The organism is Staphylococcus sp. McC-251-APC-3A2 (assembly GCF_009695665.1).
Taxonomy (GTDB): domain Bacteria; phylum Bacillota; class Bacilli; order Staphylococcales; family Staphylococcaceae; genus Staphylococcus; species Staphylococcus cohnii.
Genome location: NZ_VUNO01000002.1, coordinates 448226 through 469945, shown reverse-complemented (window position 1 = coordinate 469945; position 21720 = coordinate 448226). Strand labels below are relative to the sequence as shown.

At 32.3% G+C, this 21720-nt stretch carries 21 protein-coding genes and 1 riboswitch; of the genes, 12 read left to right on the top strand and 9 right to left on the bottom strand.

Annotated features, from left to right (window positions below; genetic code table 11):
- The first annotated feature begins 44 nt into the window (after positions 1–44).
- The 7 genes from FYJ81_RS07110 to FYJ81_RS07080 all read left to right on the top strand — a co-directional run bounded on the left by FYJ81_RS07110 (position 45) and on the right by FYJ81_RS07080 (position 9782).
- Complete coding sequence (locus FYJ81_RS07110) at positions 45–1190, top strand: globin domain-containing protein (protein ID WP_107504500.1); 1146 nt, start codon at positions 45–47, stop codon at positions 1188–1190.
- A gap of 308 nt (positions 1191–1498) precedes the next feature.
- A riboswitch (SAM riboswitch) is annotated at positions 1499–1608 on the top strand.
- Between the two features lie 93 nt (positions 1609–1701).
- Complete coding sequence (locus tag FYJ81_RS07105) at positions 1702–2517, top strand: MetQ/NlpA family ABC transporter substrate-binding protein (protein WP_119517762.1); 816 nt, start codon at positions 1702–1704, stop codon at positions 2515–2517.
- A 53-nt stretch (positions 2518–2570) separates the two neighbouring features.
- Positions 2571–3503, top strand: coding sequence for a lactate/malate family dehydrogenase (locus FYJ81_RS07100; RefSeq protein ID WP_119517761.1), 933 nt, complete (start codon positions 2571–2573; stop codon positions 3501–3503).
- A gap of 434 nt (positions 3504–3937) precedes the next feature.
- Positions 3938–5800, top strand: a complete 1863-nt coding sequence (locus FYJ81_RS07095) for a BglG family transcription antiterminator (protein ID WP_154409503.1) — start codon at positions 3938–3940, stop codon at positions 5798–5800.
- Positions 5801–5877: 77 nt separating this feature from the next.
- Positions 5878–7827 carry a fructose-specific PTS transporter subunit EIIC gene (locus FYJ81_RS07090; RefSeq protein WP_119517833.1) on the top strand — a complete coding sequence of 650 codons (1950 nt, stop codon included), beginning with the start codon at positions 5878–5880 and terminating at the stop codon, positions 7825–7827.
- Positions 7828–7843: 16 nt separating this feature from the next.
- Positions 7844–8779 carry a mannose-6-phosphate isomerase, class I gene (gene manA / locus FYJ81_RS07085; RefSeq protein ID WP_119517834.1) on the top strand — a complete coding sequence of 312 codons (936 nt, stop codon included), beginning with the start codon at positions 7844–7846 and terminating at the stop codon, positions 8777–8779.
- A gap of 106 nt (positions 8780–8885) precedes the next feature.
- Positions 8886–9782, top strand: coding sequence for an ROK family protein (locus FYJ81_RS07080; RefSeq protein ID WP_119517835.1), 897 nt, complete (start codon positions 8886–8888; stop codon positions 9780–9782).
- Positions 9783–9881: 99 nt separating this feature from the next.
- Here the strand turns inward: FYJ81_RS07080 and FYJ81_RS07075 are convergent, their stop codons facing one another.
- From FYJ81_RS07075 to FYJ81_RS07060, 4 genes are all read right to left on the bottom strand, one after another.
- Positions 9882–10340: a threonine/serine exporter family protein gene (locus FYJ81_RS07075; protein WP_046206676.1), complete on the bottom strand. Its 459-nt coding sequence runs from the start codon at positions 10338–10340 to the stop codon at positions 9882–9884.
- Between the two features lie 11 nt (positions 10341–10351).
- Positions 10352–11104, bottom strand: coding sequence for a threonine/serine exporter family protein (locus FYJ81_RS07070; protein ID WP_107383552.1), 753 nt, complete (start codon positions 11102–11104; stop codon positions 10352–10354).
- Positions 11105–11575: 471 nt separating this feature from the next.
- Positions 11576–12856, bottom strand: coding sequence for a homocysteine synthase (locus FYJ81_RS07065; protein WP_119517836.1), 1281 nt, complete (start codon positions 12854–12856; stop codon positions 11576–11578).
- Between the two features lie 228 nt (positions 12857–13084).
- Positions 13085–13642, bottom strand: coding sequence for a hypothetical protein (locus FYJ81_RS07060; protein ID WP_226956044.1), 558 nt, complete (start codon positions 13640–13642; stop codon positions 13085–13087).
- A 167-nt stretch (positions 13643–13809) separates the two neighbouring features.
- Between FYJ81_RS07060 and FYJ81_RS07055 the strand changes: the two genes are divergently transcribed.
- Genes FYJ81_RS07055 through FYJ81_RS07045 form a run of 3 tightly spaced genes read left to right on the top strand, consistent with a single transcriptional unit; the run spans position 13810 to position 16319 of the window.
- Entirely contained in the window at positions 13810–14514 is a 705-nt protein-coding gene (locus FYJ81_RS07055; RefSeq protein ID WP_107385725.1) for an ABC transporter ATP-binding protein, read from the top strand.
- Between the two features lie 2 nt (positions 14515–14516).
- Positions 14517–15650 (top strand): ABC transporter permease, encoded by a 1134-nt coding sequence (locus tag FYJ81_RS07050; protein WP_119517837.1) that lies wholly within the window; start codon positions 14517–14519, stop codon positions 15648–15650.
- Positions 15651–15668: 18 nt separating this feature from the next.
- On the top strand, positions 15669–16319 hold the full coding sequence (locus FYJ81_RS07045) for a TetR/AcrR family transcriptional regulator (protein WP_119517838.1): 651 nt from the start codon (positions 15669–15671) through the stop codon (positions 16317–16319).
- 75 nt (positions 16320–16394) lie between these two features.
- Here FYJ81_RS07045 and FYJ81_RS07040 read toward each other — a convergent pair whose 3' ends face one another.
- On the bottom strand, positions 16395–16865 hold the full coding sequence (locus FYJ81_RS07040; protein ID WP_107383555.1) for a thioesterase family protein: 471 nt from the start codon (positions 16863–16865) through the stop codon (positions 16395–16397).
- A gap of 453 nt (positions 16866–17318) precedes the next feature.
- On the opposite strand from FYJ81_RS07040, the gene FYJ81_RS07035 reads away from it, so the two are divergent.
- Together FYJ81_RS07035 and FYJ81_RS07030 are read left to right on the top strand one after the other, a co-directional pair.
- Complete coding sequence (locus FYJ81_RS07035; RefSeq protein ID WP_019469949.1) at positions 17319–18410, top strand: YkvI family membrane protein; 1092 nt, start codon at positions 17319–17321, stop codon at positions 18408–18410.
- A gap of 102 nt (positions 18411–18512) precedes the next feature.
- Positions 18513–18719 carry a hypothetical protein gene (locus tag FYJ81_RS07030; protein ID WP_019469950.1) on the top strand — a complete coding sequence of 69 codons (207 nt, stop codon included), beginning with the start codon at positions 18513–18515 and terminating at the stop codon, positions 18717–18719.
- 385 nt (positions 18720–19104) lie between these two features.
- Here FYJ81_RS07030 and FYJ81_RS07025 read toward each other — a convergent pair whose 3' ends face one another.
- The 4 genes from FYJ81_RS07025 to ureE are packed head-to-tail and all read right to left on the bottom strand — an operon-like array spanning position 19105 to position 21709.
- Positions 19105–19947 carry an urease accessory protein UreD gene (locus tag FYJ81_RS07025; RefSeq protein ID WP_154409502.1) on the bottom strand — a complete coding sequence of 281 codons (843 nt, stop codon included), beginning with the start codon at positions 19945–19947 and terminating at the stop codon, positions 19105–19107.
- Positions 19947–20561, bottom strand: a complete 615-nt coding sequence (gene ureG, locus FYJ81_RS07020) for an urease accessory protein UreG (protein ID WP_107385730.1) — start codon at positions 20559–20561, stop codon at positions 19947–19949. Before ureG ends, FYJ81_RS07025 begins: the two co-directional genes overlap by 1 nt.
- A 13-nt stretch (positions 20562–20574) precedes the next feature.
- The gene (locus tag FYJ81_RS07015; RefSeq protein WP_107383559.1) at positions 20575–21264 is read right to left on the bottom strand and encodes an urease accessory protein UreF; all 690 of its coding nucleotides are present in this window, start codon (positions 21262–21264) and stop codon (positions 20575–20577) included.
- Entirely contained in the window at positions 21257–21709 is a 453-nt protein-coding gene (ureE, locus tag FYJ81_RS07010; protein ID WP_107385732.1) for an urease accessory protein UreE, read from the bottom strand. The genes FYJ81_RS07015 and ureE overlap by 8 nt, the downstream gene beginning before the upstream one ends.
- Between the last annotated feature and the right edge of the window lie 11 nt (positions 21710–21720).

Here is a 21720-nt window from a genome sequence, read left to right as displayed (position 1 = left end):
ATTTTGTCTTAAACTATCTTAAATTACTATTAAGGAGAGATTTTATGTTAACGAATGAAGAAATCAAAATAATTAAAGAAACAGTGCCACTTCTAAAAGACGAGGGACAAAATATTACTTCTATTTTTTATAAAAGGTTATTTGAAGAGCATCCAGAATTGAAAAATGTATTTAACCAAACGAACCAGAAAAAAGGTTTACAATCTTCAGCACTAGCTATGGCTGTCTTAGCTGCAGCTGATAATATTGATGATTTATCTCCAATTGTTCCGGTTATCATGCCAGTGGTCTACAAACATTGTGCGTTACAAGTTCAACCTGAGCATTATCCGATTGTAGGTGAAAATTTAATTTGGGCGATTCAAGAAGTAACTGGATTGACTGATGATAGTGAAATTATTCAAACATGGATTAAAGCTTATCAAGCAATCGCAGACGCATTTATTGGCTTAGAAAAAGAAGTTTATAGCCAAATGGCTTGGGAAGGATTTAAACCGTTTGAAGTCACTGATATTCAAAAAGAAACAGAAATCATTAAATCATTTACGATTCAATCAGAGGATATTGATTTAAGTCAATTCACACCAGGTCAGTATATTACTGTAAATATTTCAAATAAGAAATTACCTTATCAGGCTAAAAGACATTATTCCATTGTAGATGGAAATCGTGATTATTTAACATTTGGTGTAAGAAAAGATTTTACAGAAGAACATGAAGGTGAAGTTTCAACGATTTTACATGACGAAGTTAAAATTGGAGATACATTAGAGTTATCTGCACCAGTAGGTGGTTTTGGTTTAGTAAATAAAGATAAAAAACAATTATTCTTAGGTTCTGGCGTAGGTGTAACACCACTTGTTTCAATGTATAGAGAAGCTGTTGAAGCTAATTTATCTGCTACATTTATTCAGGTAACTTCAGATAGCGATAATATTGCTTTTGAAGATACAATTAAATCAATTAACGCAAAATCAGAGAAAAGTATATTTCATGCTCATTTACGTGATGAGGATGGTTATATAGAAAAAAAAGATTTAGAGGCATATCTTGATGATGAAACAGAAATTTATATTTGTGGTGGAAGTTCATTCTTAAATTCAATGATGTTAAATTTACAAGCACTTGAAATTCCAGAAGAACGTATTCATTTTGAAACATTTGTTCCAAGATTAAGTTTTTCTGTATAAAAATATAATATTTTTTGAAAATCATATTTGATGATGATTAGAAAAGATTATAAAAAATGTATGCAAAAAACGTCAATTTCTAATGGAATTGACGTTTTTTTATTATGTTTAGTAATTTTAAAAGTCTACTTAGTTTAAGTAGCTGAGTTACTAAATGTTCACTACTTTTAGTGTAAATGTATTCGTTTCACATGGAACAATTTTATTAATATTAGATTAATCATTAATAAATTAGAATTTTCTAAAATTTCATTGACTAAACATGAGTGGAATGCTAGGATTAATACAACTCAAATACATATGATTGACTCTTATTTAGAGAGGCGGAGGGACGTGCCCGATGAAGCCCAGCAACCATCGTTTAACGAAATGGTGCTAATTCACAGAAAGTAACAATGATTACTTTCGAAGATAAGAGAAGGTGCATACTTTCTCTTTATTTTATTAAGAGAAAGTATTTTTTTACATAATGAGTGAATTTTATTTTTAGATAAAGTTAAGGAGAGATGTTATGAAAAAGGTCATTAGTTTAACTGTTTTAGTATGTTTTGCTTTAATACTTGCAGCTTGTGGTTCGTCCAAAGATAAAGAGAATAAAAAGATCACAATTGCTACATCACCAGCACCTCATGGTGAAGTTCTGAAACATGCGAAAGAGGAAATGAAGAAAAAAGGTTATGATTTAGAAATTAAAGTTGTTAATGATTATAAAGTACCCAATAAACTCTTAGATAAAGGTGACGTGGACGCAAACTTCTTTCAACATGTGCCTTATTTAAAGGCTGAAAGAGAAGACCATAATTATAATATTGAAGAAGTAGGGAAAGTATTTACGACACCAATGGGTGTATACAGTAAAAAATATAAAGATATCAAAGACATCCCGAATGGTTCTACAATTTATGTTTCTAATAATCCAGCTGAAGAAGGACGTTTCTTATCATTTTTCGTAGATAAAGGGTTAATAAAAATTAAAAAAGGTGTCAAAATTGAAGATGCCAAATTTGAAGATATTGTAGAAAACAAAAAGAATCTCAAGTTTAACAATAAACAAGGGGCAGAATTTTTACCTAAAACTTATAAAAGTAAAGAAGGCGCAGCTGTAATCATGAATTCTAATTACGCGATTGATAATGGTTTAACGCCACACAAAGACGCTATTGCAATAGAAGGTAAATCATCACCATTTGCCAATATTGTTGCAGTTCAAAAAGGTCATAAAGATGACAAAAAATATCAAACATTACTAAAAGTTTTACAATCTGAAGATATGAAAAAGTTTATTAAAAAAGAATATAATGAAGATGTTATACCTTATGAAAAATAAAAATATTGATTTATGAATATAAGTTTTAACAAACAGAGGAGGTATGGTTAGACATGTCTAAGTTAGGAATTGTTGGACTTGGTAGAGTAGGCAGTCAAGTATTGACAGACGTTCAGTATTTGAATTTATTTTCAGAAATTGTATTGATTGATAGCAAAGAAGAAATTGCTAGTGGTGAAGCGCTTGATCATAATCATTCACAAGGACTGTTTAATACCAGTCATGTGAGAATTAAAGCAGGCGCGTACCAAGATTTAGCTGACGCAGATTTTATAGTTATTGCCGCAAGTATACAAACAGATAAAAACGATGGCGACCGAACATTATTGGCACAAGATAACCATGACATTATAAAAAATGTGATGAAGCAAATTGCTGAAGTTACGCAAGAAGCAATTATTATTTTAATTTCTAATCCAGTAGATTCGATGGTATATTTTGCCAATCAAGTCAATTATCCATCGCATAAAATAATTGGGACGGGTACAGCATTAGAAAGTTCAAGATTCAAAACTATTGTCGCTCAGCATTACCAAATTGATCCTAAAAATGTTGAAGCTTTTGTTATTGGTGAACATGGTCAGTATGCAGTGCCTGTATGGAGCAAAGTACGTATTCACGGTATGGAATTATCAGAGTATGAAGCTTTAAGTCAAGCGCCAGCGATTGATAAGGCACATATAACGTCTATTATAAATGAAGTTTCAATGGATGTTTTTTATCAAAAAGGGTGGACCAATGCAGCTATTTCCAAGGTGACGATTGCTTTGATACAAGCGATTGCTTTAAACCAGCGTACAATTATGCCATTAACATCAATCAGTCAGGAATATGGGCTAGATGATGGGGCGTATAGTTTACCGACATTAGTTGACCAATATGGCATTGTCCAAAGGTATCCTATAGCATTGGATGAGCAGGAAGAACAACAGCTAATTGAAGCATATCAATATATCAGACAAACAATTAATATAGCACAAAAATAATTTCCTTTAGTATAGAGATAGAAACATAAGTATCTCGTAGCAATTAAAAAATGGCAATTTCTAGATTTTATGTAGAAATTGCCATTTTTTATTTGGTATTCATATTTTTGTTTTATTGGGTTAGTATTATTTTAATATTTAATAACATTCAGACGCTATCCAATTTTCAAACTTATGAGCGTTCAAAACCAATAATTAGTAATTGTGCAAACAAGCTTTAAACACAGATTTTAGGTGTTCATATACAAAGCATATTAAATATTGATTTTTGTGAAATATGATCATTAAATGTAATCGAAATGATTTATACATCATTTTATCAAAGGTATCTTAGTGTGACTTCTTGCTTTAATGTGAGGGTATGGCTACAATGTATTTAAATATTAATATTGAATTTAATAAAAATTCAAACGATTAGAAAGCGCGGTGCAATCATGTTGGTAAGACATGCTAAACTCATTAGGTTATTGCTAAATAACAGTAATCATTATCTAAGCGCAGATGAAATAGCAAGTTATTTAAATGTTTCAAATAGAACAGTGAGAAATGATATTAAATACATTAATAACGAAATTATAAATCATTTGATTACAAGTGTTAAAGGTAAAGGGTATAAACTCAATGGTGACCATTACGATGAGGCTGAATTAGAGACATTGGTACATTCGTTTTTAACGAAAGAAAATGAAAAATTAATGAAACTCGGTTACGAATTATTAATGTATCAAAAACCAAATACAATTGATCAAATAGAATCAGAATTTGTGATAACAAAAACGGAAGCTTATGATTATATAAATAGAATAAAAGCTTGGTGTGCGTCTTTTGATATTGATGTTGATGTCATTAAGAAAAAAGGTATTACCATAATAGGTAATGAAATGAATATCAGAAATGCGATATTACATTTAAATCAATTATCTAATAAGGAAAAGACAGTAGAAGCTTTTATACTTAATGAAATACCTCAAGCGCACATTAAATCTATCTGTTTTATTATTAAAAACAGATTAGAACAACATCATCTGTTTACTTCTGATATGCGTATTCAACAATTACTTATTCATTTGATTATTATTATAAAAAGGAAAAAAACAAGCGAAGATTCATGGGTGGTAAATAAAGAGGCAGAAGAAATAGCAATGCAATGTATAGAGGATATCAATCATAAATTAGCTTATGGTTTATCTAAAGATACTGCTAAGTTATTTTCTTTTTTTATTAGCTATTATTTTAATAAATATGATTTGGGAATAGAAACACTCTTTGTCGAAAGCTATGTAGCACGCATGATTAAGCACATGGAAAAAATAGTTGGTATCAATTTTACCCAAGACAATATTTTACGCGAAAATATTCAAGCACACTTTAGTAGAGCGTATTTGCGTATTGCTAAAAATGTATATATCAATAATCCATTAACTGATGAGATTAAAAAATATTATCCTTTTGTTTTTAATGCATTGTATGAAACTGTAAAATACCTGGAGAAAGATTCAAATCTAAACTTAGTAGAAGATGAGATTGCCTTTTTAGCATTACATTTTCAATCGTCCATTGACCGTAATAAAAAAGATGAAATTAATATTGTGATAACTTGTTATTATGGTTTAGGAATATCTAATTTGTTGGAAGTTAAAATTGCGAATTTAGATGATCATATAAATATTGTTGATACTTTAAAATTAGAGCGGGTGTCTCGTTACAACTTTTCAAATATTGATATGCTGATTACTACGCATCCCATTAATACCAAGGGTTTACCAGATACATTACACGTGATAGAGGTATCCCCTTTGCTTTCAGATAATGACATAAAACAAATTAAATCATTTATTAATAGTAAAAGAAATCCTGTGTTAAAACAGGATGAAATATCTGCAATTCAATTTGATGTTCAAAAGATGACAGATGACGTAACTGTAACCCATATTTTTGAAAAAGCACAATCGCTTTTAATGAAACAACATGCCATTACGGAAAGTTATATGAAGAGTGCATTGGAACGTGAAAAATATGCTTCAACATATATAGGGAATGGCATTAGTATGCCACATGGTGACCCTGAAAAGGTGTTGCGTTCACAGGTCATTATATTTAAATGCCCTCATGGGTTACTATGGAAACAAAATAAAGTTAAATTAGTATTCTTTTTAGCAATTGCTAATTCTGAAATTTCAGCAATGAAGAAAATAATACATGTGATCGCTGATTTAAATGAGTATGATGTCGATTATCTTATGACTATGGAAACGCAGCATCTAAAACAATACATTATAAATTTAATCAAAGAATAATTGCCACTAGCAACGGCAATTATTCTTTTTATCTATTTTAGAAAGCGTTTACAATTGAATATGAGGAGGATGAAATGATGAAAATATTAGCGATTACATCGTGCCCAAATGGTATAGCGCATACTTATATGGCACAAGAAAAGTTAGAACAAGCAGCTCAAGAAATGGCCGTAGATATAAAAGTAGAAACTCAAGGTGGCGTTGGAGCAGAAAATGTTTTAACATCAAAAGAAATTAGGGAAGCGGATGGCATTATCATTGCAGCAGATAGACAAGTAGATTTGTCACGTTTTGATGGGAAATTAATCATAAATGAAAGCGTTCGTGAAGGTATTCATAAACCGAAAGAATTAATTCAACGTATTATTGATAAAGATGGACATATTCATCATGATCGTAACGGGGATACGAATCAAAAAGATGATGAACAAGAGCAAAAAAGCGGGATGCAAATGGTCTATCAACATTTAATGAATGGTGTATCATTTATGGTACCTTTCATTGTAGTTGGTGGTTTATTGATGGCCATTGCCTTAACTTTAGGTGGTGAAGCTTCATCAAAAGGTTTAGTTATACCAGATGATTCTTTTTGGAAATCTATTGAAAATATTGGTTCTCTAGCATTTAGTTTTATGGTTCCAATATTAGCTGGCTATATCGCAGTTAGCATTGCAGACAAACCTGGTTTAGTACCTGGTATGATCGGTGGTGCAATCGCAGCAGACGGTAGCTTTTATGGCAGTGATGCAGGCGCTGGCTTTTTAGGTGGTATTGTTGCAGGATTTATTGCAGGCTATATTGCAAAATGGATAAAGAATGTTAAGGTACCTAAAGCGATGGCACCTATTATGCCAATTATTATTATTCCAATCATCTCTTCATTGATTGTAGGATTAATTTTTATATTCTTGATTGGCGCACCAATTGCGAGCATTTTCGAAGGTTTAACAACTTGGTTAAAGAGTATGCAAGGGACAAATATTGTTATTTTAGCATTAATTGTTGGTGCAATGATTGCTTTTGATATGGGTGGCCCAGTAAATAAAGTAGCATTTTTATTTGGTTCAGCATTAATCGCAGAAGGTAACTATGCTGTTATGGGAATGGTTGCAGTTGCGGTATGTACACCCCCTATTGGTTTAGGATTGGCTACATTTATTAATAAGCGTAAGTTTAATAAAGGTGAAATTGAAATGGGTAAAGCATCATTTACCATGGGATTGTTCGGTATTACGGAAGGTGCTATACCATTTGCCGCACAAGATCCGTTAAGAATTATACCATCTAATATGATTGGTGCGATGGTAGCTGCTGTAATTGCTGCAATTGGCGGTGTAGGTGACAGAGTTGCGCACGGTGGTCCAATTGTTGCAGTGCTGGGCGGTATTGATCAAATATTGTGGTTCTTTATAGCAGTAATCATTGGTAGTATCGTTACAATGAGTGTTGTTTTAATCTTAAGAAGACAAACACCATCACTTGCAGTTGATACGAACAATATTGAAATTGGCATGGATCAATCAGAAAATGAAGATGAAACAGCAAAAAATAGTGCATCTAAGACGGATAATCAAGCATTAGAAGAACAAAGTGTATTTAGTGAAAAAGTCATTCATATTTCAGAACAAACTTTATCCAGGGATGAAGCGATAGATCAATTAATAGAAAATTTAAATGAACAAGGTTATATTACAGACCAATCACAATTAAAATCTGATGTCTTAAAAAGAGAGATGGAATCAACAACAGCTATTGGAATGAACGTAGCCATCCCTCATGCAAAATCAGATGCGGTTAAAACACCAATTGTTGCAGTTATGAATAATAAGCAAGGCGTGAAATGGGATAGTTTAGATGGAACATTACCTCAATTGATATTTTTAATTACTGTACCAAGTGATAGCAGTGACACACATCTTAAATTATTACAAAGATTATCAAGAACTTTGATGGATGATGAGACCAGACAAAATTTAATAAATGCAACAAATAGTAAACAGATTTATAATATATTAAAAGATATTTAAGTGGAGGTATCATACAATGCCATTATTTTTAAAACCTGTATTTCAAGAACGTATATGGGGTGGGACAGCTCTAAAAAGATTTAATTATCATATTCCAAGTGCGTATACAGGAGAATGTTGGGCAATTTCGGCGCATCCAAATGGTACAAATATAATAGAAAATGGAAGGCATCAAGGTAAGACGTTAGAAGAAGTGTGGAATGAGGATAAAGCACTTTTTGGTGTCACAGGGAATGCTAAATTTCCATTGTTAACTAAAATTTTAGATGCAAATGATAAATTATCAGTACAAGTTCATCCAGATAATACCTATGCCCAAAAATATGAAGGTGAATACGGTAAAACAGAGTGTTGGTATATATTAGACGCACAAGAAGATGCTGAAATTATTTACGGTGTTAACGCTAAAAATCAAACTGAACTAAATGATATGATAGACCAACAACAATTTGATGAGTTATTTCATAAAGTTAAAGTGAAAGCCGGAGATTTTTTCTATGTGCCTGCAGGTACAGTACATGCTATCGGTGAAGGTATTTTAATACTAGAAACACAACAATCTTCTGATACAACATACAGAATTTATGATTATGAGCGTACAGACAACAATGGGAACCAACGTGAGTTACACTTAGAACAAAGTAAAGCAGTGATCAACCTTGCTGCTACTTCACCTAATACAACACCCAAACAAGAAATAGTACAAGGTCAAACATATACGCAATTTGTTTCAAATGATTTCTTTACGGTTGAACGTTGGATGATCGATGGTGTGTTAAATTATGAAAAATCAAGCACGTATTGTCTTGTATCCATTGTTGAAGGTAATGGTAATGTAGAAACGAATGATGAAGTGTATAAACTACAAAAAGGAACACATTTTATATTAACGACAGAAGATCATGACATAGCATTTAATGGTAATATGACAATAATCATAAGTTATGTATAATGTTTAAGAGGTGAGATGAATTGATTTGTGCCAAAGCAAATTAATTTAATCTACACCTCTTTTATCTATAATCGAAGCAATAATATGAGTGATGGAGTGTATGGATATGTTGAAAATATGTGCAGATATAGGTGGTACGAAAACCATTGTAGGGCTTATAGACCAAGATTTATCAGTGATAGATAGTCAAAAATTCGAGACAGATGTCAATCATCCAGAGGTAGAATTTACAAGAATTATTAATATAGCGAATGAATTTAGCAAAAAATATAATGATATAGCACAAAGCACGTTAAACATTGCGATGCCAGGACCTTGTGATTATACAGAAGGACTGTTTTTGAATCCACCTAATCTACAAAAATATATTGGTTTTAACGCTGGTGATTACATAAAGCAGCATAGTGCATTTCAACCACGTTTCGTAAATGATACTGATGCAGCAATATTAGCGGAATATCAATATTTAAAAACAGATGCAGAAGATGTCATATACTTAACAATTAGCACAGGTATAGGCATGGCATATATAAGAAATGGTCAACTCGTTACAGGCGTCGATGGTAATTTTGGAGAAATTGGTCATACTATTATTAAAAATAATAGCGATTATCAATGTCCAGTGTGCCATCAGTTTGGATGTGTTGAAAATGAACTGTCAGGCTTAGCAATCAGTCGTAAAGCGAGCGATATTTTACAAAGAACAGTAAGTACTAGAGAAGCAATCGACATCTATATGAATAAAGAAAATGAAAATATCAATAATATGATGGATGAAGTAGTGTTACTAACACAACAACTGTGTACGAATTTATTTAATATATTTAATGTATATCATATTATTCTTGGTGGTGGTGTTACACAAAGTGCATTACCGTATAAAGAAAACATTGAAGCATATGCACAAAGGCATCATTTAATCCAAAATAAACCATTTCATATTAAAGTAAGTGATTTGGCATCAAATGTGCTAACTGGTCTTTATTATGTAAATGAACAATAAAAAAGTTTGCTGATTTATAAAAATAGCGAGTACCTGAAGTGATTTAATGGAAGTTTCAGATGCTCGCTATTTTTTGGTGACTAAAATGATGAAGTGGATTTATAGTCTGTTGCGCTTAATTAAAATATATTTTCGTATGTTTAATGTTTTAGATAATTGATCAGAAAGCAATAGCCCTAATGCAATAGAACCTGCAATTAAAATCGCTCGTATAAAGGTATTGGTAGCATCTGTGAAATTTAAAGTAACCAATTGCTGTGTCGCTCTAAAAGCGATACTCCCTGGGACAAGTGGAATGATGCCAGGAATCATAAAAAGTACAACGGGCGCTTTGAAAATACGACTCATGATATGTGCAAGTAAACCTAAAGTTAAGCTGCCAAGCAAACTGGAATATATACTATCCATTTCAAAGGATTGTTCTAAAATGTAGCTGACAAAATAGCCCATTGAACCTGCAAATCCAGCTGGAAAAAATAATTTTTTAGGGGCATCGTATATCACATTAAAAAAGTATGATGCGCTAAAGCTACATAAAAAAGTAAATAAAATTGTCATCATGTGACCTCCTAAAAAATTAAGTAAGCAATCGCAATACCTGAACCAATTGCAAAGGCAATAACGAGTGCTTCTAAAAATTTTGCTGTGAACATTAACATATGCCTACTAAACAAGTCTTGTATCGCAGTCGTTATCAGTACACCAGGTACAATTGGCATAACGGATGCAATCATAGCTGGCCCAAAAGATTTATTGACTTGAAACAATTCTGATCCAAATATAACGATAGCACCTAAAATAAATGAACCTACAAACTCAGGTATAAACATAGTTAGTGATTTACTTTGCATATACTCAACGATTAAAAACCCTATGGCACCAGCAATAATCGTAGTAATTGCATCAGACCAAGTACCGCCTTGTAAGTATAAAAAACTTAACGAAATAATACCTGCAGCAATTACTTTTTTCCATAATGGAATACTTAAATTGGATCTATCAATATTTTTCAACGCTTCAAAAGCTTCTTCTATAGAAAGCTGATTTCCTGTGAGTTTACGTGAAATGTTGTTTACTTGAAATATTTTAAGTAAATTTGTACTGTTTTTATCAATGCGCAAAATTCGAGTATCATGCTCTTCACTCAATGAAAAATTGATAAATACATTAATGACATACCCCTGACTATTATAATAGCCCATACAAATGGCTATTCGTCTCATTGTATCTTCAACACGAGAAACTTCTGCGCCAGATGATAATAAAATTTTACCAGCAAGCAGTATCACATTCATCGTTACTTTATCTTTGTAGTTATCCAAAAGCGTACCTCCGACTTGATAAATAATTATCATTATTATCCCAATATTAATATGTAATTTCAAAGAGAATTTATTAAATTTACAGAAGTTAAAACAATGTGTATAGCTAAAGTTAGTCTTCGGGTTGTCTGAGGTTACCCTTGCGAGGTGTCTGAAAGATGGATGTTTAGCAAATTGAAGTACAAAGATTTATAGGAGTGAAGTAAGTGAAGTATGTACATAAAAACATATTGAATTTGTATGCTCATACAAATAGACATTATGCTGTTGAAGAAAACCAACTGTCTCAACTTCTTTAAACATTTAATTGGCAATTAAAGCCCCACTGCTCATGTTATTTGAGTTAATGGGACTTTGCATAAGCTTTAGTTCAAATGAATATTCACTAATCTACCTTATTAACGGAGTCGACATAATCGTTTTAAATGATTTAGATTTCTGTTTTCTGCACTAAAAGCAATGTATTTATTTTTATAATACTTGTAATCCCTGATCAAGATCTGTAATGATATCTTCAATGTTTTCAGTACCAATCGATAATCTTACTAACTCTGGTAAAACTCCAGATGCTTTTTGTTCTTCAGGTGACAGTTGTAAATGAGTCGTACTAGCAGGATGAATAACTAACGATTTTGAATCGCCTACGTTTGCTAAATGTGAGAATAAATTTAAAGATTCAACAAATTTTGCAATATCTTCAACTGAACCATCTACACCAAAAGTTAAAATTGCACCTTGGCCATTAGGTAAATATTTTTCGGCTAGATCATGATATGCATTACTTTCTAAGCCGGGATAATTCACCCAGGAAATTTTAGGATGTTTCTCTAGATATTGGGCAACTTTAAGTGCATTTTCTGAATGACGTTCTAAACGAAGATGTAATGTTTCTAAACCAATTAAAAATTCATGTACATTAAATGGTGACACAGCAGAACCAAGATCGCGTAATAATTGCACGCGTGCTTTTGTAATAAAAGCAGCTTCACCTACATCATTTGCGTATGAAACGCCATGATAACTTGGATCTGGTTCGACTAAACCAGGGAACTTTCCATTATTCCAATTAAATTTACCACTATCGACAATGATACCACCGATGGAAGTACCATGTCCGCCTATAAATTTTGTAGCTGAGTGTATTACAATATCAGCACCATATTCAAATGGACGCAATAAATAAGGAGTTGGGAAAGTATTATCAACAATTAAAGGTATCTCATGTTCATGCGCAATATGAGCAACCTTTTCAATATCCAAGACATCTATTTTTGGGTTACCAATCGTTTCGGCATAAACTGCTTTGGTTTTATCAGTTAAGGCTGCTTTGAAATTTTCGGGATCACTTGGATCAACAAAGTGTACTTTAATACCTAGTTTTTTGAAAGTGACATTAAATAAGTTATAGGTACCACCATAAAGGTTTGAAGATGCTACTATCTCATCGCCACTTTCAACAATATTTAACAAAGCTAAGTGAATCGCAGCTTGTCCAGAAGATGTGGCTAAGGCACCCACACCACCTTCAAGCGCAGCAAGGCGTTCTTCAAAAACATTTTGCGTAGGATTCATAATTCTGGTATATATGTTTCCAGGTTCCTCTAAAGAAAAAAGTTTTCTTGCATGTTCAGTATCATCGAATACGTAACTTGAGGTCTGATAAATTGGTACTGCTCGTGATTTTGAGAATTCATCTACTACTTGACCGGCATGGATTGATAAAGTATCTAAATGCCAATTATTTTGAGACATACATTGTCCCTCCTATATATATTTGAATTTTCTGATAATTAACACTATACAAGAGCAATTTTTTATTTTCAAGTATTCTTACTAAAAAAGTAAGAATTAAGTTTACAGTTATAGCAATAATGTATGCCCACTAGTGTTAACAAATAACAAAATTAGTGGGGAAGTTTATAAACAAAGTCTTTTTTTCTTGTTTACAATCATTATTTCCTAGGCAATTTCATCCATATATTAGTAATGTTGATGATGTGTATATTGATCGTGTGTGTCATTCATACTTTCATGAGTTAAAATTTCAGCGTTTTGTTGTTGAAGTTGACTGTAATCTCCATCCGGTAGTTTGCTTTCTAGAACTTCGACTTTAGGATAAATGAATAGGGGGGTGAAACCAATTAAACCGTAAATAATGAATGTATACATAAAATTGAACATATCAATGAATAAACCTGCTAATGAAGAGCCAATAACTTGTCCAATAGCTAACATTAAAAAGGGAATGCCGATGCCTAAAGAGGCATTTTTAACAAATATTTTAATTCCCCAAACTAAAAGCACACCAGTTAAGAATATATAACTTAAGCCAAATAATGAAGCTGATATAAATGGTATGATCCAAATTTTTGGCGTGAAAGCAAGGGCAATTGTTGCGAGGGCAAGTGCAATAACACCTAAATTAAATGCATAACGAAGCCCCCGTTTGTCAATAATTGCACCAGATATACCACGAAACCCATATTCATAAAATAATCGTTCAGCAGTTGATAATATATCTTGTCGCTTTTGTGACAATCGTCTCACATTTTCTAAATAGAATGACCGTTCTACTTGGAATTAACAGTTAAATAGCAAAATGTCAAAAAGCTATAAAAATAATATGATTTTACATTTAGTATATCAAAGTGTAATATAACAATAAAGTGAGTATTCACTCACTATTAGTGAGGTGAGGTGTAAAGATGATTGAAGTGAATAATTTAAGTAAATCTTTTGGTGATAAACAAGTATTAAAAGATATAAATGTTGCTTTTGAAAAAGGTGAAATCGTCGGTTTAATTGGTCCATCTGGAACTGGTAAAACAACATTAATTCAATGTATGTTAGGTATGGAGCGTATTGATGTAGGTTGGGTAACGATAGATGACGTTGAAATGCCCAATAGAAAAATTTTAGGTGATATTGGATATATGGCTCAAAGTGATGCACTTTATACTGACTTGACGGGGAGAGAAAACTTAGAATTTTTTGGCAGTATATACATAAAAAAAAGAAAAGACATCAAGAAACGTGTGGAAATATGTAGTAATATGGTGAAACTTCAAGAGGCATTAGATAAAAAGGTATCGACATATTCTGGAGGCATGAAACGCAGGTTGTCATTGGCTATTAGTTTTTTACAAGATCCTAAAATATTAATACTAGATGAACCTACGGTTGGTATTGATCCTAAACTTAGACAAGCGGTATGGAAAGATTTGGATGCGGCAAAATCAGAAGGAAAAAGTATTCTTGTCACAACACATGTGTTAGATGAAGCTACACGCTGTGACAGACTATTACTTATGAACCATGGTGAAATTATTGCAATGGGCTCACCGCAAGATATTAAAACCCAGTATCAAGCTGAATCAATTGAAGAAGTGTTTTTGAAAATGGAGGACTAAATATGAATGCATTTTATATTACTAAACGAATTTTCAAACAAACAATCAGAGACATACGTACGTTGATGTTATTGCTAGTAGCACCGTTGTTAATATTAACGCTACTGTATTATATATTTACAGTTTCAGACAACTCAAATGGTGTGAAGGTAGGTGTTCAAGATATTCCTGAATCACTGAAACAAGAATTACAATCACAAGACATCACGATTGAAAATTTTAAAAATCATAACAATATAGATGACAAGATAAAAGAAGATAAATTGACTGGGTTTATACACATGCAAAATCATGAGTTAGAAGTCACTTTTGCTAATGATAATCCAACAGATAAGGGAGTTATGGCTTCTACAAACCAAAAGTGGTTAACCAATCATAATATGAGTCAAATGAAAGAAAATACGAAATCATTAAAAAAAGCATTAGAGCAAGTTCAATCGCAAATACCTGACAATGCTAATACAGGTCAAAGTATGACCGAGAATCGTGAACCGATAAAAATTAATACACATTATTTATATGGGGATAAAGATGCTACATATTTTGATACGATTAATCCAATTTTAATAGGATTTTTCGTCTTCTTCTTCACATTTTTAATTTCTGGCATCGGTTTATTAAAAGAGAGAACCTCAGGAACGCTAGAACGATTATTATCTTCTCCTATTAAGCGAAGCCATATTATTTATGGCTATATTATGGGATATGGTATTTTTAGTGTTATTCAAACGTTTGTAGTAGTTATTTATGCCATATATGTATTAAATATAGCTGTTGAGGGGTCGATTTGGTTAGTTCTAGCTACAACAGTATTAACAGCACTCGTAGCTTTAACGTTTGGCATACTGTTGTCTACTTTTGCATCTTCAGAATTTCAAATGATTCAATTTATACCACTTGTAATCGTACCGCAAGTATTATTTGCAGGTTTAATACCAATATCATCGATGAATATAGGCTTACAATACTTTGCACATTTGATGCCATTATTTTATACCGGACAAGCTATGCAAGATGTAATGATAAAAGGATTTGGTGTGCAGGATATTTATATCAACTTGGGTGTATTATTTGGTATTTTTGTAGTATTACTAATATTGAATATTTTAGGAATGAAGCGTTATAGAAAAGTTTAAATATAGGTGGTATCATACATGAATCGGAATATTAAAGATATCGTGGAAGAAATTGTACCTAAATTAGAGCATTTAACTGAAAAGCAACGTTTAGTGATTGAAAGTGCCCTTATACTTTTTAGTGAAAAAGGTTATAAACAAACAAGTACAAGTGATATTGCTAAGCGGGCAGGTGTTGCTGAAGGTACAGTATATAAACAGTTTAAAAATAAAGAATCATTACTCTATGCAGGCCTGGTGCCAATTATAAAAGATAACATAGCGCCTACTGTAGCAGAGGAGTTCTTAAGTGAATTGAATCGCGCAAGCAACTTGGAATCATTTATAAATACATTTGTAGACAATCGTTCTAAATTTATTTATGAAAATAGAATGCTGTTAAAAGTATTCTTTAATGAAGCGATGACAAGTAAAACATTTCAGTCGGTGTTATTAGAAGTATTTAATAAGCGTTTAGTCTCTCATTTGAAACTAATGATCAATAAGATGATAAGTTGCAATGAAATGCGGCATGTTGAAGCGGAGTTTTTTGTACGTAGTTTAATTGCTCAAACGATCAATTTAAATATTGGTTATTTAATTGATTTGAATTATAAACATGACGATGTGTATGAAAACCATTTATTATTTACAAAGGAAAGTCTTTACTACATGTTTACAGCAAAATAGCAAAAAGGGTTAGTTAAAATAATGAAAGTAGAACAGAAATGAAAGTTGGATTTCCGTTCTACTTTTATTTTTTTTCTATTTTCTAGGTATGCCAATAACATGACCTAGTTGTGATGGCGCGTTAAATGGCTTTTGCATATTAAAAGCTGCTTGTATTTTCTCTAGAATAGGCTGTGGGAATGCCATGCTACGACGTGTAACTTTACTAACGCCTATCATGATCACTTCATATGTAGCAATACGCTCATCATTATTGTTGTACATTGTCAGGAATAAATGTACTCTTTTCGCATCATAATCATAAATATGTACTTTAACATAAAAGTCATCTTCTAATACGAGTTCTTTTAAAAAGGAAATATGCGCTTCCAAACTAAAAATAGTAATTTCATGTGTTTGTCGATAAGAAACATATAAGTCGACTGATTCGAAAAATCCAACGACGACATCACTGAAAATGGAATAATATTGTGCATCATGCATATGGTTATTGTTATCTATCCAAGATGGTTGCACGGTGTTTTTATAAATGTATTCCTCTGCCACAAAATCACTCCTAAAGTATAAATTTAATAGTAGCCTATATTATTGTAACAACATTAAACATTTTAAGTTAGTAATTTGATTGAATCTGTACATAATTCAATATTACTTATTGAAAATGTGGAATTGATAAACAAATTCAAATAAGTTATCATAAAAATGTAAACGCTTGCATTTCGAATGTTTTGAGTTTATATCTTTATTTATAAATTTAAAATAAAAGGTACAGAAATTTTGAATTCAAACAAATTTCAGTATCGTACTAAGGTTTGGATGGTAAGGATAAAAGGGTACAGGATTAGGGTCCTGTGAAAATAGTATGTTAAATTCACAAACATATTTGAAACTTGCGCATCCTTTGCCAATATCAAAGATGCATGCGAGTGAAGTGATATTATAGGCGTTTGCGAATGCTTATAAATGAAATTCAATGTAACTTTAGCGAAGGGGATTTATATGAAAAGGATATTTTTAATAGGTAGTGCATTCATCGGTATTATCGTGGGTGCAGGTTTTGCTTCAGGGCAAGAAATACTACAGTATTTTACTAGCTTTGGAACGGTGGGCATACTCGCGGGTATTGTTTCTACCGTGTTATTTGCTTATGTAGGTATGATGCTAGTATGGTTAGGCAGTATATTTAAAGCTGAAGGGCATAACGACGTGATACATAAATTGACTGGTGGTACAATGTTTGGCAAAGTCATTGCTTGGTTAGTAGACATTGTGCTCATTATTGCATTATTTGGATTTGGTGTCGTTATGCTTGCAGGTGGAGGTTCAAATTTTGAACAACAATTTGGCATACCTGCTGTGTACGGTACTGCACTTATGGTTATATTAGTACTCGTATTTGGTATGTTACGTGTGGATAATGTTGTTAAAGTAATCGGTAATATTACACCTTTATTGATTATCTGTATTGTTATTGTTGCTATATATTGTTTGTTTACGATGTCAGGTTCGTTTAGCGAATTAGATACATTGGCTAAAAGTCATACATCTGCTGTTCCTCATTGGTTTATCGCAGGTGTGAATTATGTTTCGCTCAATGTAGGATTAGGTGCATCAATGTCAATTGTTATGGGAGGTAATGAGAAAAATAGTAAAGTTGCTGCATGGGGTGGTTTAGCCGGTGGTATTGTCTTAGGGTTAATGATTATGATTAGCCATTTGGCAATTTTTTCTAAGATTGAAACAGTTGGCCACTTACCGTTACCAATGTTGGGACTAGTCAATGATATTTCACCTATTTTAGGCGTGTTTATGTCAATTGTTATTTATTTAATGATTTTTAATACATGTTTAGGTATGTTTTATTCATTAGCTACACGTTTTACTGAAATTGAGACGAAACAATTTAAAATATTTTATACGATATTTACTTTAATTGGTTTTGCAATTAGTTTTGCAGGTTTTACAGATTTAATGACATTTTTCTATCCGGTAATAGGTTATATGGGCATCATTATTATAATCGTATTAATTTATGCACCTTTTAAGGTGAGAAGAATAAAAAAACAAGGTAAATCATTACAAGATTTGTAAAACATCATTTAGAAATAACTATATATTTTTGTAGCGTAAATATTAAGATAAAATGTACGGATAAGAATTAATAACTATTGAAATCCGAAAGGAGCCAATCGCATGGTTTATGTGGCATTAATCGTATTAATTATAGCGATTATATTACTGATTTATTCTATTGCATTGCTAATGGGGAAAGATGGGTCATTATTTAGCTTATTTACGCATGAAGAAAAATCATTAAAAAAAGGTCAAAAGTTAGCGATTTATATTGCGACAATTTTATTGTTAGTCATTAGTATCGTATGGTTGCTAAATATTATTTAAAGTAAATGGTATGAAAGTTGTTATAACATTATAAGTTTTTTCAGACTGTCGACAAAGTCTCCGACTTTGTTGGCAGTTTTTTTGTGCACGCTTTCCGCGGGCACTGCCTTAGCCTGTAGTCTTTGGCTAGTGCGCTTACCGCAGGAGTCGGCCTAAATAACTGCCAATATTATACGAAGAACATTATATATATAAATTAAATAGTGCCGGTAATGGTCTGAAAGACCACTGCTATTTGAAAAACAACTATATAAATAAAAATAAACAAACCCTACGCATTAATTTGCACAGGGTTTGTCTAAGTTCTTTTTATTGAGTATAAATTGTATGTTTCATGCTCTTTGAGGTTGGAATTACTATTTCATAATATACGACATGATTAAGGTTAATATTTTCTTAAGAAATTGACTTCTCTGTCAAAGATATGCTGTGCAACGTACGTTTGAACAGCATTTAAAATGCGCTCGATAATTTGTGTTTTATTTGATAAGATTCGAATGCTGAAACCATGCGTTGGTAATTGCGTAATACCAAAACGACAATTATATAGTTTATGATAATGCTTGATGTAATCATAAACGTCATCTATAAAAGTTTGATTGACTTCAGGATGTATGAAATAGCATGAACCTAAATGTGTATAGTCTTCCATATATCCTAGGCCATCAACTTTATTTTTAGTTGGATCAAGTAACAAATTATCAAATGTTACGAGTTCATTTTCAACATAAATTTCATTAAGTAGATGCATATACGTATATGTGAAGGCTTTATCTTCTTTTGAATAACCGGGTGTCAGTATATCTGTATAGAATAGTGAACCGCTAGCACTCAAATTAAACGTATTATGTTGGAAAAACTTAGCGTTTTCAAAGGCAATAATAGGATCGCCGACATATTCAATATAAGCATTGTCTTTAATTTTAAAACTTTGATATTGTTCGACATGATCATTTAATGTTTTATAGATTTTTGTCGCACCTTGTGAAGTTAAAGTCACATTTGCATTTTCTTCTGCTGTGAAATCCATTTTGTAAAGGTCACCATCTAAATAACCACCACCTACATTTACAATATAAAATGTAGGTATATCTGAGCCGTTTAAGTAGACTGGGCGTATGACTTTTAATGCCTTCTCAAAAAAGATATCATGCGCAACAGATTTTCTACCATTATTAAAAACAGTTAAATCTAATACGCCAGTCCATTTTTGCTGTGCATTTGCCATTAAGCTAAACCTTTAAGAAAGACATCCTGATCTATCCATTCGATAACCTTATCTAAGCCTTCATCTGTTTTAAGATTAGTAAATGCAAATGGTCTTTTGCCTCGGAATGTTTCAGTATCTTCAGCCATACGTTCTAATGAAGCGCCGACATACGGAGCCAAATCAGTCTTGTTAATTACAAAGAAATCAGATTTAATCATGCCTTGTCCGCCTTTGCGAGGGATTTTTTCCCCTTGAGCAACGTCGATAATATATATAGAAAAATCGACTAACTCTGGACTGAAAGTCGCAGCAAGGTTGTCGCCACCAGATTCGATAAAGATTAAATCGATATCTTCATTGCGTTCTTTTAATTCATCGATAGCAGCAAAGTTCATTGAAGCATCTTCACGAATTGCTGTATGTGGGCAGCCACCTGTTTCAACACCGATAATGCGATCTGCAGGTAACACGCCTGAATTAACTAAAATCTTTTCATCTTCTTTTGTATAAATATCGTTGGTGATGACACCTATGCTAAATTCTTTAGATAATTGTTTCACTAATTTTTCAATAAGTTGTGTTTTCCCTGCACCTACAGGGCCACCGACACCTATTTTAACTGTCTCTGTCATTGAAAATGCCCTCCTAAGATATGAATATTCTTACATTTACGTTCTCATGTTCCATCTGGTTGATTTCTAATCCGGGTGCAGTGATACCTAATTGTGACTCTTCTAATGTCATAATATGATTTCTTGTTTCTTTCATAAAGGGAATCATTTCATGGACGATTCTTTGACCAGCAGTTTGTCCTAAAGGAATCGCACGAACTGCGTTTTGTGTTAAACTCGATACATTTTGATATAAATAGTAATCGATAATCATTTCAATATCGACACCTAAATAATGACCAAGCATAGTAAAACAAATCGCCGGATGCAATTTTGCTTTTTTATTTTTGTTTTGCGTTTGATACCACTTTATCCATTCACTATCGTAAAGCTCTGCTGCTAGTTTGACCATGCGATTACCCATTTGTTTTGAACCTTGTCTTGTTTCTTTAGGCAGGTTTTGTACAAAAAGTATGCGATCTAAATACAATATTTTTTCAGTGTTATGATGATTTAGTGCATCGTAGACTAAGCGCATCGTTAAGCCGTCAGCAAATGAAAGTTGTTCATTTAAGAATAATTCAAGCCATTGTTTAAAAGATGCTTCATCATGGACAATATCTCTTTGGATATATGTTTCAAGACCGAATGAGTGACTGAAAGCGCCAGTCGGAAATTGAGAATCACAGAATTGGAATAAGCGTAAATGTGCGTGATCAATCATGTGAATGACCTATATGTCTAAATGCTTGGTTTACTTTTCTATCTTCGTGGCTGTAGGGTATGCCTAAGTCTTTCAATAAATCTTCTACGAGATAGTCATATTGTACAAGCATCTCTGTTTCTGTGAATTGTGCTGGCAAGTGTCGATTGCCCAACTGATGAGCAATGTCACCCATTTCTTGTAATGTACGTGGCTTGATAACTAATAAATCTTCTGAATTGACGTCTACAATAATCATATTTGTATCGTCTTGATATAGAATATCACCATATTGTAAATCGATTGGCTGTTTTAAACGAATGCCAATTTCATTACCATGATCTGTTGTAACACGTTGAATACGTTTCACTAAGTCAGAATTTTCAAGGTAAACTTTTTCAACATGTTTGTTTTTTTCATTTTGCGCAAGATTTGCAATATTACCTTTAATTTCTTCGATGATCATACTTTATCCTC